This window comes from Kribbella sp. NPDC026596 (assembly GCF_040638415.1).
Classification (GTDB): Bacteria; Actinomycetota; Actinomycetes; order Propionibacteriales; family Kribbellaceae; genus Kribbella.
In genome coordinates this window covers 91,332-107,196 of sequence record NZ_JBEZYF010000001.1, presented here as the reverse complement: position 1 = coordinate 107,196, position 15,865 = coordinate 91,332, and the positions used below count along the sequence as shown (strand labels likewise).

Annotated in this window: 13 protein-coding genes; 2 read left to right on the top strand and 11 right to left on the bottom strand. The window is 68.5% G+C overall.

The window, feature by feature from the left end:
- Nucleotide 1: 1 nt before the first annotated feature.
- The 5 genes from AB0E63_RS00510 to AB0E63_RS00490 form a co-directional block, all read right to left on the bottom strand.
- Entirely contained in the window at nucleotides 2–892 is an 891-nt protein-coding gene (locus tag AB0E63_RS00510; RefSeq protein WP_360359065.1) for a carbohydrate ABC transporter permease, read from the bottom strand.
- A complete protein-coding gene (locus tag AB0E63_RS00505) occupies nucleotides 889–1,776 on the bottom strand; it encodes a sugar ABC transporter permease (protein ID WP_360359063.1) in 888 nt (295 codons plus the stop codon). The genes AB0E63_RS00510 and AB0E63_RS00505 overlap by 4 nt, the downstream gene beginning before the upstream one ends.
- Entirely contained in the window at nucleotides 1,773–3,146 is a 1,374-nt protein-coding gene (locus tag AB0E63_RS00500; RefSeq protein WP_360359062.1) for an extracellular solute-binding protein, read from the bottom strand. Before AB0E63_RS00500 ends, AB0E63_RS00505 begins: the two co-directional genes overlap by 4 nt.
- Nucleotides 3,147–3,155: 9 nt before the next feature.
- The gene (locus tag AB0E63_RS00495; protein WP_360359060.1) at nucleotides 3,156–6,296 is read right to left on the bottom strand and encodes a sugar-binding protein; all 3,141 of its coding nucleotides are present in this window, start codon (nucleotides 6,294–6,296) and stop codon (nucleotides 3,156–3,158) included.
- A 147-nt stretch (nucleotides 6,297–6,443) separates the two neighbouring features.
- Entirely contained in the window at nucleotides 6,444–7,217 is a 774-nt protein-coding gene (locus AB0E63_RS00490; protein WP_360359058.1) for an IclR family transcriptional regulator, read from the bottom strand.
- A gap of 106 nt (nucleotides 7,218–7,323) precedes the next feature.
- Here AB0E63_RS00490 and AB0E63_RS00485 point away from each other — a divergent pair, with 106 nt between their 5' ends.
- Nucleotides 7,324–7,626, top strand: coding sequence for a DUF664 domain-containing protein (locus AB0E63_RS00485; protein ID WP_360359056.1), 303 nt, complete (start codon nucleotides 7,324–7,326; stop codon nucleotides 7,624–7,626).
- Here AB0E63_RS00485 and AB0E63_RS00480 read toward each other — a convergent pair.
- The 6 genes from AB0E63_RS00480 to AB0E63_RS00455 all read right to left on the bottom strand — a co-directional run bounded on the left by AB0E63_RS00480 (nucleotide 7,605) and on the right by AB0E63_RS00455 (nucleotide 13,819).
- Nucleotides 7,605–8,243: a response regulator transcription factor gene (locus tag AB0E63_RS00480; RefSeq protein WP_360359054.1), complete on the bottom strand. Its 639-nt coding sequence runs from the start codon at nucleotides 8,241–8,243 to the stop codon at nucleotides 7,605–7,607. The genes AB0E63_RS00485 and AB0E63_RS00480 overlap by 22 nt on opposite strands.
- A complete protein-coding gene (locus tag AB0E63_RS00475) occupies nucleotides 8,240–9,394 on the bottom strand; it encodes a histidine kinase (protein ID WP_360359052.1) in 1,155 nt (384 codons plus the stop codon). The genes AB0E63_RS00480 and AB0E63_RS00475 overlap by 4 nt, the downstream gene beginning before the upstream one ends.
- A 7-nt stretch (nucleotides 9,395–9,401) precedes the next feature.
- Entirely contained in the window at nucleotides 9,402–9,890 is a 489-nt protein-coding gene (locus AB0E63_RS00470) for a hypothetical protein (RefSeq protein ID WP_360359050.1), read from the bottom strand.
- A 123-nt stretch (nucleotides 9,891–10,013) separates the two neighbouring features.
- A complete protein-coding gene (locus tag AB0E63_RS00465; protein ID WP_360359048.1) occupies nucleotides 10,014–11,612 on the bottom strand; it encodes an ABC-F family ATP-binding cassette domain-containing protein in 1,599 nt (532 codons plus the stop codon).
- A gap of 111 nt (nucleotides 11,613–11,723) precedes the next feature.
- Entirely contained in the window at nucleotides 11,724–13,133 is a 1,410-nt protein-coding gene (locus AB0E63_RS00460; protein ID WP_360359046.1) for a HAMP domain-containing sensor histidine kinase, read from the bottom strand.
- A 2-nt stretch (nucleotides 13,134–13,135) separates the two neighbouring features.
- The gene (locus AB0E63_RS00455) at nucleotides 13,136–13,819 is read right to left on the bottom strand and encodes a response regulator transcription factor (protein ID WP_360359044.1); all 684 of its coding nucleotides are present in this window, start codon (nucleotides 13,817–13,819) and stop codon (nucleotides 13,136–13,138) included.
- Between the two features lie 156 nt (nucleotides 13,820–13,975).
- On the opposite strand from AB0E63_RS00455, the gene AB0E63_RS00450 reads away from it, so the two are divergent.
- A complete protein-coding gene (locus AB0E63_RS00450) occupies nucleotides 13,976–15,769 on the top strand; it encodes an ABC transporter substrate-binding protein (RefSeq protein ID WP_360359042.1) in 1,794 nt (597 codons plus the stop codon).
- Nucleotides 15,770–15,865 lie beyond the last annotated feature (96 nt).

Here is a 15,865-nt window from a genome sequence, read left to right as displayed (position 1 = left end):
ATCAGCCTTTGATGCCGCCGGCCAGACCGGCCCCGCGGATGAAGTAGCGCTGGAAGAGCAGGAAGATGACGATCGGCAGCACGACCGAGATCAGCAGACCCGCCATGAACAGATTGAGCTGCACGTTGTCGCGGATGGACGGCAGCATCACCGACAGCGGCTGCTTGGTCCGGTCCGGCAGAACCAGCTTCGGCCAGAGGTACTCGCGCCAGGCCGCGATGATCGACAGCAGCGAGACCACGCCGATGATCGGGCCGGACAACGGCAGCACCAGCGAGGTGAACATCCGGAAGTTGCCGACGCCATCGATCTTCGCCGCCTCGAACAGCTCGGGCGGAAGCTGTGCGAAGAACCGGCCGGTGATGATCACGTTGAAGGCACTCGCCCCGGCGGGCAGCCAGATCGCCCAGTAGGTGTTGATCAACGACCCACCGAGGATCGGTACGTCGAGCACCGTCAGGTACAGCGGTACCAGCGAGATGACGCCGGGGATGAACAGGGTCGCCAGCAGCGCGCCGTTGATGATCTTAGCGTACTTCGGTCGCAGGATCGCCAGCGCGTAGCCGCCAGTCGTTGCCACCAACACCGAGACGGCCCAGTTGCCGAGGGCAACCCAGACGGTGTTGATCAACGCCGGCCCGACGCGCAGGCTGGACCAGGCGGTCTCGATGTTGTGCCATTGCGGCTGCCCGGACCACAGGCCGAGCGGATTCGCAGCGATGTCCTGCGGTTGGGAGATCGCGGCCTTGGCCAGCCAGAGGATCGGGCCTAGCCCAGCCAGTGCGAGGAGGACCAGGATCAGGACCTGACCGCTGCCCAGGCTCCAGCGGACGAGCGGGCGGCGGCGGTCGGCCGTGGAGATCAGGCCGCGGTCCTCGACCCGGGCGCTCATGCGGTGCTCCAGCCGCGGGTCAACCGGAAGTACAGCAACGAGAGCAGGCCGAGGAAGATCGCCAGCAGCACCGACAATGCGGTCGCCTCGCCGTAGTCGCCGTTGATGAAGGCGTAGTTGTAGAGCAGCATCAGGATCGTCGTGGTCGCGTTCGCCGGTCCTCCGCCGGTGAACAGGAACGGCTCGGTGAACACCTGGAACGTGCCGATGATCTGCAACAGCAAGGTGATCAGCAGGATCGTCCGCAGCTGCGGCAACGTCACGTGCACCACCCGCCGCCAGATCGAGGCTCCGTCGATCTCGGCCGCCTCGTAGAGATCCGTGCGTACGCCGGACAGCGCGGCCAGGTAGATGATCATCGTCGCCCCGGCGTTGGCCCAGGTCGCCTCGAGCACGATGCTCGGCATCGCCCAGTGCGCGTCCTGCAACCACTGGAACGGGCCGAGACCGATGCCCCGGGCAAGCGTATTGAACAGGCCGGCGTCACTCGCGTCGTAGAACACCCGCCAGAGCAGGATCGCCACCACCGGCGGCAGCACCACCGGCAGGTAGGCGAGCACCGAGAACAGCGCGCGCCCGCGTCGCAGCTCGCGCAGGAAGACCGCCAGTGCGAGCGGCGCCGGATAGCCGAACACCAACGCCAGCAGGGCGAACCACGCGGTGTTGCGGACCGCAGTCAGCAGCAATGGGTCGGCCAGCACCCTGCGGAAGTTGCCGAACCCGACCCAGTGCGCCGGCTCGATGAGGTTCGTCTGCTGGAACGCCAGTACCAGTCCCCGAGCGATCGGCCACCACGAGAACAGTCCGAACACCAGCAACGTCGGGATCAGGAACACCAGTGTGCTGATCCCGCCGTTGCGGATCCATCGGTGCGTACGGATCACGGGTTCGTCAGGAGGCCGTCGACGGTCTTCGACGCGTCGCCGAGCAGTTTGCCGATGTCGGTGTCCTTCTTGGTCAATACGGTCTGCACGACGGAGTCGAGATTCGCGTACACCTTCTGCCCGGCCACCGGTGGCTCGATCATCAGCTTCAGCGACGCGGCCTTCGTCGTGTACGGCGTGAAGTTCGCCTGGACCGTGTTCACGTACGGCTTGATCCACGCGTCGTACTGCTGGTGCGCAGCGTCGTCGAACAACCACAGCATCGGCAGGCCGACGGAGTACTGCTTGTCCGCGTTCGCGGTCATCGCATCCGTGACCGCGTGATCCTGGTTCGTGAACTTCTCCAGCCAGAAGAACTCGGCCCACTTCACCGCGGCCTCGACCTGCTCCTTCGACGCCTTCGGGTTGAACATCTGTACGGCGCCGCCGGTCAGCGTGCCGCCGTCCGGCGAGTCGAGCGGCAGCGGCGCGACACCGATGTCCTCGCCCTTGCCGCCCATCGTGGTGACCTCGTCGCGGTAGTCACCCGGCGTACCGATGTACATCCCGACCTTGCCGCCGGCGAACTCCTGCTGCAGCTGCTTCTGGTTGAACAAGAAGTTGCTGCCCATCGCGTTGTCGGTCCAGCGCATGTCGTGCAGGGCGGTCAGCGCGTTCTTCATCGGCGCGTCGTTGAACGACGCCGAGGCCTTGCCGCCGTCCACCTTCTCGATGCTTCCGCCGTACGTGTAGGTCATCGTGGTGAGGATCCAGCCACCGGTGTTGTTGGTGGTCATCATCGAGTAGCCGGCCTTGCCGGTCTTGTCCGCGATCGCCTTCGCGTCGGTCCGCACCTCGGCCCAGGTCGTCGGCGGCTTGTCCGGGTCGAGCCCGGCCTGCTTGAACAGCGCGCGGTTGTAGTTGAGGCTCATCGTGTACGCCTGCACCGGCAGCCCGTAGATCTTCCCGCTGGAGTCCTGGACGGTCTTCAGCACCTCGGGGTTGATCTTGCTGCCGACCGGCGACGCCTTGACCACGTCGGTGATGTCGGCAAGCTGCTTGCGCTCGATCAGTCCCTGAACGTCGGTGTACGGGATCGCAACCACCGTCGGCAGCGTCCCGGCGGCCAGGTCGGCCTGGAACGTCTGGACGTCGTACCCGTACTCCGAGCCCTGGATCTTGATCTTCGGGTTGGCCTTCTCGAACTCCGCGACCCGATCGGTCCAGGTCTTCAGCGCGGCCGCCTGGTCCGGCGTCGGCTTCTGCCCGACCGTGATCGTGACCGTGCCGTCGGCCTGGGTGGCTTCTCCCCCGGATCCTGATGAGCAGGCGGTCGCGGCCAGGATCACCAGCGCGGTGACTACCCCTGTCCTCCGTCGTGTGGTCAGCACTCGTTTCTCCTAACTGATGAACGTTCCGGGCAGGAACAAGGTCGTGGTCTTGCCGGTCACAATCCCGCTCGCCCACTGCAAGGCACCGGCCCGCCCGGCGCCGTCGTTCTCGTTCAGGGCAAGGGAAATCGCCACCGGTCCGGTCGGCTGGGCCTGGAACCCGAGCGCCGCCCAGGGCACCTTGACCTGGTACGACGTGACGCCGTCGGCGCGCGTGATCACTGCCGTGGCGCCGGGCGTCGTCCCGGTCGGGCTGCCGTCGGAGGTGCCGAACGTGTAGACGGCCGGCCCGGTCGGCAACAGCGCCGCGCCGAGCTCGGTGGCGGTCGCGTTCTCGCCGGGCAGCCCGTTGCTGATCGCGAACTGCAGGCTGTCGCCCCGCCACAGGTTGGGCGCGGTCTCGGTTTGCGCGAACACGTCATCGGTGACGGCCGCGTTGATGGTCAGTCCGCTTGCGTCGTACTGGAAGTTGGCCGTGCCGGACAGGTCGGCCGCGCCACCCCACGGACGGGTGAAGGTGAGCCAACTGGCGTCGGTGGCCAGGTTGATCGAGCTCCTCGGGGTTGTTGCCGAGGGCACGATCGGGTCGAAGGCGGTGGTGCCCTTGGCGGAGACCTTGTTGCCGTCGGAGGTGGTGAGGTCCACCGTGTAGGCGTAGGCCTTCCAAGGCGTGAGGCCGGTGACCGGGATGCTGATGGTTGCCTTCTGCCCGGGCGCGATCGACTGGCCGGCGCCTGCCGTGCCGTGCTGGCCGGCGATGGTCCAGGTGAGGTCCTGGATCGTGGCGGACGAACTGGCTCTGGTGTTGGTGAGTTCCACGCCGAGCGCGGTCTGCAGGTCTTGGGTGAGCTGCGGGACCACGCGGAGCTTGGTCGCCGGTTCGACGCTGGTCCAGGCGACCAGGCGGGCGATCGGGTTGCCGAGCCGGGCGACGGTCGCGACGACGTGCCGCGGTCCGAGGGTGTCGCTGGGCGGGACCGGGATGGTGACGTTGGTGTCCTTGCCCGGCAGCACCAGGACCCGCTTGGTCTGATCCGCCACGGTGACGGCGGCCGGGCCGAGGTAGTGCGGTGTGCCCTTGATGGTCACGGTGACCGCGGTCGGCTCCTGCGAGTTCGACGGGTCCGCGGCGGCGACCTTCAGTTGCGGGGCTGTCGTGACGGCGACCGCGGCGGCGGGTCCCTTCACGAAGACCGGGTCCTGGTCGACGGTCATGGTGACCACCCCACCGGTCGGGGTCAGGGTGGTCTCGTGGCCGTACATGTCGGTGACCTGGAGTGGGCTGGTCGTACTGAGATGTACCGACGAGGTCCCGGTGCCGGTCGACCACAGGACGCGGGTGGTCGACGTTCCGGAGCCGAAGCGGTACGAGTAGAGCGGGGATGGCAGGGTGTCGCGGCCGCTGGGGGCGAGGCCGGTGAGGGCGCGGATCGTGGTCGCCTTCGCGACCAGGCCCGGCTTCGGCGCCATGCCGGCGATCGGTCCGGCGGGTGCCTGCAGGAGGCCGAAGGTGCTCTCCTTGTCGTCCAGGTTGGTGCCGTCGTTCAGAGCGTCGTACCAGTAGAACTGGCTGACGCCGTTCGCGATCATGATCGTGTCGTTGCGAATCGATTTGCGGGCCTGGTCGAGCATGGAGCCGCCGAAGCTCGCCGCGGTCGGGTAGCCCTCTTCGCTGATCCAGATCGGCTTGCCGGCGCCGCCGTTCGCATCGGCCTTGGTTCGCAGGTTCTGGATCTGGGTGTCCAGGTCACCCTCGGGTCCGGCGAACGTGTAGATGTGCGCGTTGATCGAGTCCAGGTAGGCCAGACCGCCCTGAGACAGCACCTGGTCGCGGAACGAGGTGTCACCCTTGTTGGGACCAACGTCGGCGATCACATTGGCGTTCGGGTTGTCCGCGTGGGTCTGCTCGTACGCCGCCTTCATCAGCTGCACGAAGCACGCACCGGTGACGCCACACGCGCTGTCGTTGAAGCCGGGCTGGTAGTACTCGTTGTAGGTCTCGATGTCGTTCGTCGTGCCGGCGAAGTGCTTCAGCCAGAAGCTCTGGTACCGGCCGAACGCGGCCAGGCCGGCCGGGGTGCTCGGGGTGTGGCCACCGTCGTACAGCGAGTTGCGGTAGCCGGTCACCAGCAGCGGGATGATGCCGTTCGCCTTCGCGTCGGCGACCATCGCGTCGTACTGCGGCTCGACCGTGTAGTTGCCGGGTGAGCCGGACTCCACGTGTCCCCACTCGAGGCTGTCGCGGATGTGCGAGAACCCGGTCAGGGCGAGGGTGCGGATCAGCGCGCCGCTCAGGTCGTAGTAGTGGTTCATGTGGGTGTTCACGCCCCACTTGCCCTGTGGGGACTGGATTCCCGCCGGTAGCGGTGGGATGACGGCGAGCGTCGTACCGACGACTGTCTGGCCGGCGGTGAGGCGGAGGCTGTAGAACCCTGCGCCGAGGGTCGCCACCTTGATGGAGCCGTTCGTTGTGTTGCCTGAGGCAACTGGTAGGTACTGGTCGTCGGTGATGCTCCAGGCGACCGACGGCGCGGTCGACGTCAGGGTGACGGTGCCCGAGCCCTGGGTGAAGACGAGGCTCTGGTTCGTCACCGTGATGCCGGTGGTGTCCGCGAACGAGATGCTGACCGACGAGATGCAGACCGAGCTGATGACACCACCAGGTGCATTGGCCATCAGCCGGATGTCGGCGCCGTTCGCGCGGTTCTGGAAGTTGACGTTGGACATCCGGAACTGGGTGGACGCCCAGGCGCCGCTGCCGGGGAACGAGAACCACGGCAACGGGGTGAAGGCCGCGCTGACGCTGTCGTACTGCGCGGTGAGTTGCTGGCCCGGGGTGTCGAAGTAGTTCACCGTAAGCACCGCGTCGGTTGCGCCGGCCGGGATCCGGGCCACGTCGATGTTCAGGTAGATGTACTGGTCCTTCAGGTCGTTGCTGGTCTGCCAGCACGGCACCCCGAGCCGGCTCGACGCCGCGTGCTCCGGGGTCTTGTCCGGGTCCCCCGGCCAGGCGGTGATCCCGTCGGCGGCGACGGGGGCGGTGAAGACGATCCCGGGATCAGTCGCCGCCTGCGCGGGTGATCCGAGCTGAACGGCGGCCAGCACTCCGGCGACGACCACCGCGAGCACCTTCCGAGCCGAACCGAGCATGGGCGGTCCTTCCATCGAGTTCACATACATGAACAATGTCTGTGATACTGAACGACGATGAAGGTAAGCGGTGTCCCGGACAGGTGTCAACGGTTGGAGTGCGCAGGGATCAGCAAGGCAGGTACCTGCGGGTGGGAGCGGCGGGGTTCAGGCGCTGGGGAGTCGGCGCAGGGTGCCGCCGATTTCCTCGGCGTGTTCGAGCAGCGCCTGGACGACGTCGCGCTGGTGGGCGTCGGTGAAGCGCGTCAGCGGGATCGAGCAGCTGAGTGCGTACGACGCCGGGTGGCCGAACGGGATCGCCACCGCGATGCTGCCGAGGCCGAGGGTGTCCTGCTCGCGCTCCGCGGCCCAGCGCCGTACGCGAACGTCCTGGAGCTCGAGGGCCAGCGCCTTGCGGTCGCCGATCGTGTGCTGGGTCTCGGCTTCGAGCTCGGCGGGAATCAGGTCGTCGACCTGCTCGGGCGAGAGTTGTGCCAGCAATACCTGGCCGATCGCGGTCGCGTGCGCCGGCATCCGGCGACCGACCCGGGACCCGCTCCGCAGGATGTGCATCGACTCGCGACTGGCCAGGTAGACCACGTCGGCACCGTCGCGCCGGGCCAGATGAACGGTCTCGTTGAGATGCGCGCGCAACGCGGCCAGGTGCGGGGTCGCGACCTGGTTGACCACGTCCCGGTCGAGGAACGCCGTCCCGACGAGGAGCGCGCGGACGCCGATGCCGTACGCCGTGCCGCGGTCGTCGGACTCGACCCAGCCGGCTCCGACCAGCGTCCGTAGCAGCATGTGGATGCTCGACTTCGGATAGCCGAGCTGACTGGCGAGCTCGGTCAACGTCAGCCGGCGCTGGGCCTGCGCCAACGCCTCCAGCAGCTCCACGGTCCGGGCTGCTGACTTCACCGCCGGCCTGTCAGCGTCACTCATGCGTTCGGTATATCAGACAAGGTTCGCATCCATGAACTAGGCGGACGGGCCATTTCTCCTCGATGCGAGCGTACTTCCAGATCGCCCACGCGGTGAGCTCCTCGACGTGCCATCCGCCGAGCCGTGGCGATCGGCCCCCTTCGACCAGGACCCGGACTGGGAGATCCACTCGGCGGCCGAGAACTCGGTGGCCGAGCTGCGTGCGCTCTACCTGAGTGCCTGTGATGCCAGTCGGCGGATCACGAGGCGCTTCGACTCGCTCGACGTACGGGCGGTTCGAGGGTCGTTCGGCGGGCAGTTGGTCAGCCTGCGCTGGATTTACCTGCACATGATCGAGGAGACGGCGCAGCACCGCGGGCACCTCGATTTGCTGGTGGATGCGATCAGTCAGGCGAGGCCGAGGCGGTAGGCGTAGGCGACGGCTTGGGCTCGGTCGCGGAGGTTGGCTTTGGCGAAGAGGTGGTTGATGTGGGTTTTGACCGTCGCCTCGCTGACGACCAGGTGGCGGGCGATCTCGGTGTTGGAGAGGCCGTCGGCGATCAGGCGGAGGACCTCGATCTCGCGTGGGGTGAGGCCGGTGTCCGTCGGGTCGGCGGGCTTGGGAGTGGCGGCACCTTCGATCAGGCGGCGCTGGACGTCGGCGTCGACGATGGACTGACCGGCGGCCGCCGCCTGCAGCGCACGGCCGATGGACTCGGCGTCGGCGTCCTTGGTCAGGTAGCCGCGCGCACCGGCCCGGAGCGCTGACAGGACCGAGTCGTCATCGCTATACGTCGTGAGTACGACGACCTCCGTGCCCGGGTGGTCCGCGCGCACCCGGCCGGTCGCCTCCACGCCGTCGCAGTTCGGCATTCGCAGATCCACCAGCAAGACGTCGGGGTTGTGCTCGGCAACCAACCGAACGGCCTCCTCGCCGTCGGATCCAGCCGCAACGACGTCGATGCCCGGCAGCAGCTTGAGCAACGTGACCAGCCCGTCCCGGACGACCCTCTGGTCATCGGCGACCACCACCCGTACCGCACTCATCGTGGCACCTTCAGTTCCACCCGCCAGCCGTCGGACGCCGGGCCGGCCTCCAGCGAACCGCCGACGAGGTCGGCCCGTTCCCGCATGCCGAGCAGACCATAACCCCCGGGCGCGGCCCGCCCCGGACTCCTCCCGGGCCGATCCAAGATCGTCAGCCGGACCTCCTCGCCGTACGACAGCTTCACGACGACCGGAGCGCCCGGCGCGTGCTTGCGGGTGTTCACCAGCGCCTCCTGGACCGTGCGATACAGCGTGCTCATCACGTCCGCGGGCAGTTCCCGCTCCACACCGCTCACCTCGAAGTCCGCCGTCGCCCCACTCTCCAGCCGGTACGCCGTGACGAGGTCGCCCAGCGCCCGTACGTCGGGAACCGCATCCTCACGCAATGCCGACACCGCCCGCCGCGCCTCGGCCAGTCCTTCGGCCGCCAGACCCTGCGCCCGCGTCACCTGCTCGATCGCCTCCGACGAAGCACCGTCCCGAACCAGCATCAGCCGCGCTCCCTGCAGACTCAACGACAGTCCGGCCAGGGAGTGTGCGAGTACGTCGTGCACGTCGCGAGCGATCCGGGCTCGTTCGGCCAGGGCGCCGGCGCGACTGTGCTCCTCGATCGCAGCCTGCTTCCGGGCCAGCGAGACCTCGAGCTCCTCGAGTTGCGTCTCCCGGTTCCGGCGGTTGACAGCGGACAGCACCAGCGCCGTGAGCCCGAACACGACCCCGAGGGCGCCGGGACCCGACCGCGTGGTGACGTACAGCGGGATGCTCGCGCCGAAGACCCCCACCGCGACGATCACCCACTCGAGCGGTCCGGCCCGGTAGTAACGGACCGCGGCCCGGGTGACCCAGAACGGCAGCAGGAGCAAGGGACTCGCCGGCAGCGCGTACCACAGCAGCGATCCGGCCACCGCGAACACGACCAGGCCGTAACTCGCCGATCCGGGGGGTTCGCCATGCCGGAGCCGGAAGAGCGAAACGTTGCTGATGACAACGATCACACCGAGGACGACGACCATCGGGAACGGCAGCCGATGCTCGTGCTGCCGCCGTACGGCGAAGACCACGGTGATGATCGTGAGCACCCCGGGGACCGCACGCAGCAGGAGGCCAGGTACGGAGGAGTACCGCACCTGGCCCGCAAGCGTGAGGCTCATACAGTCATCATGCCCGCTCGACCGCGAACGGGATGTGCAGGTTGAGCGCCCGACGGTAGATCATCACGTTCTGCGCGGCGATGGTGAGGCCGATGGTCAGCGCCAGCGTCGCGTGGCTGAGCTTGCCGTCCGGCCAGATCGCGGCCGACCCGAACGCGGCGCCGACGCGCAGCGCGATGGTCAGCAGCCAGAGTCCTAGCGTGGCGCCAGTCCCCTTCTGGTACAGGCCTTCCGTACGCCGCTCCAGCCGGATGCTGGCACCGCGAGCGAGCCCGAGGCCGACGAGGATGACGCAGTCCAGCCCGAGGAAGGCAAGCTCCCCGGTGGACGCGCCGCCGAGCGCCGAGGACAGCGAGAGTACGCCGATGCCGAGCAGGATCACCGGCATCAGCAGCAACTGCCGCTGGGTGACCAGCGACCCGGTGATCTGCCGGCCGACGACTCGCACCAGCACCCACAGTCCCACCAAGATCCCGATGATCAGTCCGGACGACATTTCTGGGTTCCTTCCCCGAGGAGGTTTCGTTGTCGGTGACAACACTCCCCGGATCGGGCGCCGGAGACCTCAGCCCGGAGTTGAGACCCGGGTGGAACCGGGTCTCAACCCCAGGGTTGACGATCAGGCCAGCGACACCAGATCCAGGTAGTCGTCGGTCCAGAGGTCCTCGGTGGCGTCCGGGAGGATCAGCACCCGGTCGGGGCGGAGGGCCTCGATGGCGCCCTCGTCGTGGGTGACCATGACGATCGCGCCGGGGTAGCTGCCGACCGCCCCGAGGACCTCGTCGCGGGAGGCGGGGTCCAGGTTGTTGGTCGGCTCGTCCAGCAGCAGCACGTTGGCGCCGGAATGCACGAGGCCGGCCAGCGCCAGGCGGGTCTTCTCCCCACCGGACAGCACATGCGCCGGCTTGTCCGCGTCGTCTCCGCTGAACAGGAACGAACCGAGCACGTTGCGGACCTCGCCGTCGGTCAGGCCGGGCGCGACCGACGCCAGGTTCTGCCGGACGGTACCGGCCAGGTCCAGGGTGTCGTGCTCCTGGGCGAAGTACCCGAGCCGTAGCCCGTAGCCGGGCACGACCTGGCCGGCGTCCGGCTCCTCGCGACCCGCGAGCAGTCGGAGCAGGGTGGTCTTACCCGCACCGTTCAGCCCGAGGATGACGACCCGGCTCCCCCGGTCCACGGCGAGGTCGACGCCGTCCAGGACTTGCAGTGCGCCGTACGCCTTCTTCAGGCCGACGGCGGTCAGCGGGGTCTTTCCGGACGGCGCCGGCTCGGGCAGCCGGATCCGGGCCACTCGGGCGGACCGGCGTACCGGCTCCAGGTCGGCGAGCATCTTGTCCGCGCGCCGGGCCATGTTCTTGGCGGCGACGGCGGTGTTGGCGCCGGCCTGCATCTTCGCCGCCTGGGCGTGCAGGACCGCCGCCTTGCGCTCGGCCGTGTGGCGTTCCCGGGTCCGGCGGCGCTCGTCGGTCTCCAGCTGTTCGAGGTACTTCGTCCAGCCGGTGTTGTGGAGGTCGATCGTGAGGCGCTGCGGATCCAGGTGGAACACCCGGTTGACCGTTGCCTTGAGCAACTCGCGGTCGTGGCTGATCACGATCAGGCCGCCCGGGTAGCCGAGCAGGAAGGACCGCAGCCACAGCACCGAGTCGGCGTCGAGGTGGTTGGTCGGCTCGTCGAGCAGCAGCGTGTCGTGCTGTGCGAACAGGATCCGGGCCAGCTCGACCCGGCGGCGCTGGCCGCCGGACAGTTCGCCGATGGGCTGCTCGAGGGCGCGGTTGGGCAGGCCGACGCCGGCCGCCAGCCGGGCCGCTTCCGCCTCGGCCGCGTACCCGCCGCCGGCCTGGAACTGCGCCTCGGCCTTGGCGTACGCCGCCATCGCGCGCTCCTGGGCTTCGCCGTCGGCGGTGCTCATCGCCGACTCGGCCTCGCGAAGCTTGCGGACGGCGACGTCGAGGCCGCGCGCGGACAGGATGCGTGCCGTGACCGTGACGGCGGGGTCGGCGGCGCGCGGGTCCTGCGGCAGGTAGCCGATCGAACCCGACACGGTGATCGAACCCGCGGCCGGGCGCTCTTCGCCGGCCAGCGTCTTCATCAGGGTGGTCTTGCCGGCGCCGTTGCGGCCGACGAGCCCGACGCGGTCGCCCGGGCTGACGTGGAACGAGAGGTCGGACAGCAGCAGGTGGGCGCCGACGCGAATATCTACACCGCGGACGGTGATCATGGTTACTCTCCGTGATAGCTAAAGGACACACTTCTGGCGCGGAAGCGGGTCCACAGCTAGACACAGAGGCAAGTAGCCATGCGTTCACGGTAGCTGGGCGGACAAGAACCGTCAGCTGATTTTCGCGGGGAGTTCGACGGTGAAGCGGGCGCCGCCGCCGGGGCGGTCTTCGACGCGGATGGTGCCGGCGTGCCATTGGACGTGGCGGGCGACGATGGCCAGGCCTAGGCCTACGCCGCGGCCTCGGCCGGAGGTTTCGCCGCGGCCGAAGCGTTCGAAGATGCGGGTGCGGTCCTCGGCGGCGATGCCGGGGCCGGCGTCGTCGACGGTGATGATCACGCCGAGACCGCCGGCCTCGACACCGACGCCCTTGCAGCCGCCGGCGTGATCCTCGGCGTTCTCGACCAGGTTCGCGATCACTCGCTCGAGCCGTCGCTTGTCGGCCTGCAGGATCAACCCCTCGGCCTCGGGCTCGACCGTGGTCACCTCCCGCCCGGCGGTGGCGTCGGCCGCGGCCCGGACCAGGTCGGCGATCCGAACGATCTCCCGGCTGCCCTGGTCACCACCGTCGTCGCGGGAGATCTCCAGCAGGTCGATCACCAGCCGCCGGAACCGGTCCAGGTCGTACCCGAGCAGTTCGACCGGCTCCCGCACCGCCGCGGGCAGTTCGGCGCGGTGGTTCTGGATCAGCTGCATCGAGTTCAGCATCGTCATCAGCGGCGTCCGCAGCTCATGGCTGACGTCGCCCGCGAACCGCGCGTCCGCCGCCACCCGGCGCTCCAGATCGGCCGCGGTCTGGTTGAACGACCGCGCCAACCCACCCAGATCCCGGTCGTTCTCGGCCTGCAGCCGGGCATCGAGCTTCCCGCGCGCGACCGCGTCCGCCACCCGGGTCAGCTCGGCCAGCGGCCGCAGCGCCAGCGTGCTCGCGAGCCGGCCGACCGCCAGGCCGATCATCGCGGTCACGAGTGCGGCGACGATCAGCGTGATCTTCAACGTCCGCAGCGTGTTGTCCAGGTTGTCGAGCGGGTGCCACTCGAAGAACGCCTCCCCCGGCCGCGTCATCGGTACGCCGACCGCGAGCACCTGCTGCCCACTCACGTCGATCCGGCGATGGGCGGTAGCGCCGGCCCGCACAGTCGCGATCAGGTCGGGCGGGAGGTCCGCCGGCTTGCCGGTCAGGGACCACCACTGATCGTCGAAGTACAGCAGTGAGGCCGCGGAGTCGGTGGACGGCAGCGTGTTCAGCAGATCCATCACGCTGACGTCCTGGTTCGGCGTCGGGCTGCCGCACTCCGCGCGTTCGCGGGCCGGGTGGCAGGGCTGGGGCGCGCCGAACAGCCCGTAGTGCAGCGCCGCGGCGTTGTCCGCCGTCTCGACCACCGCGGACGACTCGCGCTGCTCGGTCAGGTAGTTCGAGACCACGCCCCAGGTGACCAGCGCCAGAGCCGTCGACAGCCCGAGCGCCAGCAGGCCGTACGCCAGCATGACCCGACCGCGCAGGCTGAACCGTCCCAGCAAGGTCAGCTCACCAGTCGGTAGCCCAGACCGCGGGCGGTGACGAGGTGTTTCGGGCTGGCCGGGTCGTGCTCGATCTTCAGCCGGAGGCGCCGGATGTGGACGTCGACGATCCGGCTGTCGCCGAAGTAGCCGTAGCCCCACACCTTCGAGAGCAGCTGCTCCCGGGAGAGCACCTTGCCCTCGGCACCGGCCAGCTCGGCGAGCAGCTTGAACTCGGTCCGGGTCAACGGCAGTACGGCGCCGTCGCGGGTCACCTCCGCCCCCGGAACGTCGATCCGCAGGTCGCCGACCTCGAGCAGGTCGGACTGCCGCGCGTTGCCCGGCTCGACCCGCCGCAGCAGCGCCCGGATCCGGGCCGACAGCTCCTTGGCCACCAGCGGCTTCGTCACATAGTCGTCCGCTCCCGCCTCCAGCCCGGCGACCACGTCGTGGCTATCGGTCCGCGCGGTCACCATGATGACCGGCACGTCACTGGTACGGCGGATCTCGCGGCAGACCGTGAATCCGTCCCGGTCCGGCAGCATCAGGTCCAGCAGCACCACGTCGGGCTGGACCCGGCGGAGCGCAGCCAGAGCGTCGTACCCGTTGGCCGCCTCGGCGACCTGGTACCCCTCGTCCTCCAGGGCGAGCCGCAGCACCCGCCGGATGCGCGGCTCGTCGTCGACCAACAGCAGGCTGTGTGCCACGCACCCAGTGTCGCTCACCGCCAGGGTTACGAGCGTCATGAAACCGTCATGTCCCCGCGCGCCCGAGGTGACAACTCGTTGACGGTTGCGTGATCGCGGATCCGGCCGCGCCCGGGAGTCCTAACTTCGGCGCTATCGAGTCCCGGAGGAGGACCAATGGCCAGAAGACGGCTGGCGGCAGTATCCCTTGCCGCCGTGGCGAGTCTCGTGCTCGCCGCCTGCAGCAACGACGGCGGATCGGCATCCGGATCCGGAGGCACCGCTGCCACGCCGGTCACCGGCGGCACCCTGAACATGCTCGGGGCCGGCGATGTCGACTACATGGATCCCAACCTCAGCTACTACTCCGTCGGGTACCTGAACCTGCGAATGTGGAGCCGGCAGCTGTTCACCTACCCGGCCGATCCGGGCACCGACAACACCAAGCCGGTGGCGGACCTGGCCACCGACATCCCGACCGCGGCCAACGGCGGGATCAGTGCCGACGGCAAGACCTACACGATCAAGATCCGCCCGGGCGCGCAGTGGAACACCACGCCGGCCCGCCAGGTGACCGCCGCGGACATGGTCCGGGGAGTCAAGCGGACCGCGAACCCGGTGCAGCCGTTCGGCGGCATCCCCGACTTCGCCAACCTGATCGTCGGGTACAAGGCCTTCGCGGACGGTTTCGCCAAGGTGGCCAAGACGCCGGCCGCGATCCAGGCCTACATCGACAAGACGCCGCTGCCCGGTGTGGTCGCCAAGGACGACACCACGGTCGAGTTCCACCTCACCCAGCCGGCCACGTACTTCGTCGACATGCTGACCCTGACCGCGTTCTCGCCGGCTCCGGTCGAGTCGCTCAAGTACCTGCCGGCCAGTACCGAGCTCGGCAACCACTACCCGTCCGACGGCCCGTACAAGGTCGACTCCTGGGTCCCGACCAAGTCGATCACGTACTCGCGCAACCCGGCCTGGAACGCGTCCACCGACCCGGTCCGCAAGGCGTACGTCGACAAGATCGTGGTGAACGAGACGGTCAGTCAGGACTCGATCCAGCAGCAGTTGCAGACCGGGACCCCGACCGCCGACCTCGAGTGGGACGTCCAGCCGCCGCCGTCGCAGCTGCCCGGGCTGCTCGCGAAGAAGGACAAGAACCTGAACCTCGGCATGACCGCGTCCACCAACCCGTACGTCATCTACAACACCGCGTCGCCGAACAACAACAAGGCACTGGCGAACGTGAAGGTGCGGCAGGCGATCAGCTACGCGATCAACCGCGACCACATCCTGCAGGTGCTCGGCGGTCCGACGATCAACCCGCCGCTGACGCATGTCCTGCCGGACAACATCGTCGGCTCGAAGCAGATCGATCCCTACCCGTACAACCCGGACAAGGCCAAGCAACTGCTGGCCGAGGCGGGCTTCCCGCACCTGACGCTGAAGTTCCTGTACCGGAACGCGTCCGAGGGCAGCAGCAAGTCCTTCCAGACGGTTCAGCAGGACCTGTCCAAGGCCGGTATCACGGTGGTCGGCGTACCGTCGCCGAACGCAGACTTCTACGTGAAGTACCTGCAGGTGCCGACGGTCGCGCAGCGTGGGGTCTGGGACCTGTCGCTGGCCGGCTGGGGTGCTGACTGGTACGGCAACGCGGCGCTGTCGTTCTTCAACCCGCTGTTCTCCGGTGAGCCGTCGTACCCGCCGATCGGCAGCAACTTCGGGCTGTACAGCAGCTCGGCGACGAACGCGCTGATCGACCAGGCCGAGAAGGCGCCCAGCGAGGACCAGGCGGCGGACCTGTGGGCCAAGGCCGACGCGCAGGTGATGGCCGACGCGCCGTTCTTCCCGCTGACCAACCCGAAGAACGCGAACTACCACGCGCCGCAGGTCAACAACGCCGTCTACGTGCCGGCGCTGCAGATGTTCGACCCGACCAACGTGTGGCTGTCCACAGGCAAGCAGGGCGGCTAGAACTGTGCTTTTGGCCGGGCCTTCGGCGCCGGCAGGGTCATGGGGCCTTGCCTCCCGTCCTTCCCTCGTCGCTCCAGTCGCTGCGCTCCCTACGCT

Bases quoted from the DNA above. Each gene is read 5' to 3' on its own strand.
- AB0E63_RS00510 (WP_360359065.1), bottom strand. From the start codon at position 892: ATGAGCGCCCGGGTCGAGGACCGCGGCCTGATCTCCACGGCCGACCGC.
- AB0E63_RS00480 (WP_360359054.1), bottom strand. From the start codon at position 8,243: ATGAGTGCGGTACGGGTGGTGGTCGCCGATGACCAGAGGGTCGTCCGG.
- AB0E63_RS00465 (WP_360359048.1), bottom strand. From the start codon at position 11,612: ATGATCACCGTCCGCGGTGTAGATATTCGCGTCGGCGCCCACCTGCTG.
- AB0E63_RS00470 (WP_360359050.1), bottom strand. From the start codon at position 9,890: ATGTCGTCCGGACTGATCATCGGGATCTTGGTGGGACTGTGGGTGCTG.
- AB0E63_RS00490 (WP_360359058.1), bottom strand. From the start codon at position 7,217: ATGAGTGACGCTGACAGGCCGGCGGTGAAGTCAGCAGCCCGGACCGTG.
- AB0E63_RS00475 (WP_360359052.1), bottom strand. From the start codon at position 9,394: ATGAGCCTCACGCTTGCGGGCCAGGTGCGGTACTCCTCCGTACCTGGC.
- AB0E63_RS00495 (WP_360359060.1), bottom strand. From the start codon at position 6,296: ATGCTCGGTTCGGCTCGGAAGGTGCTCGCGGTGGTCGTCGCCGGAGTG.
- AB0E63_RS00450 (WP_360359042.1), top strand. From the start codon at position 13,976: ATGGCCAGAAGACGGCTGGCGGCAGTATCCCTTGCCGCCGTGGCGAGT.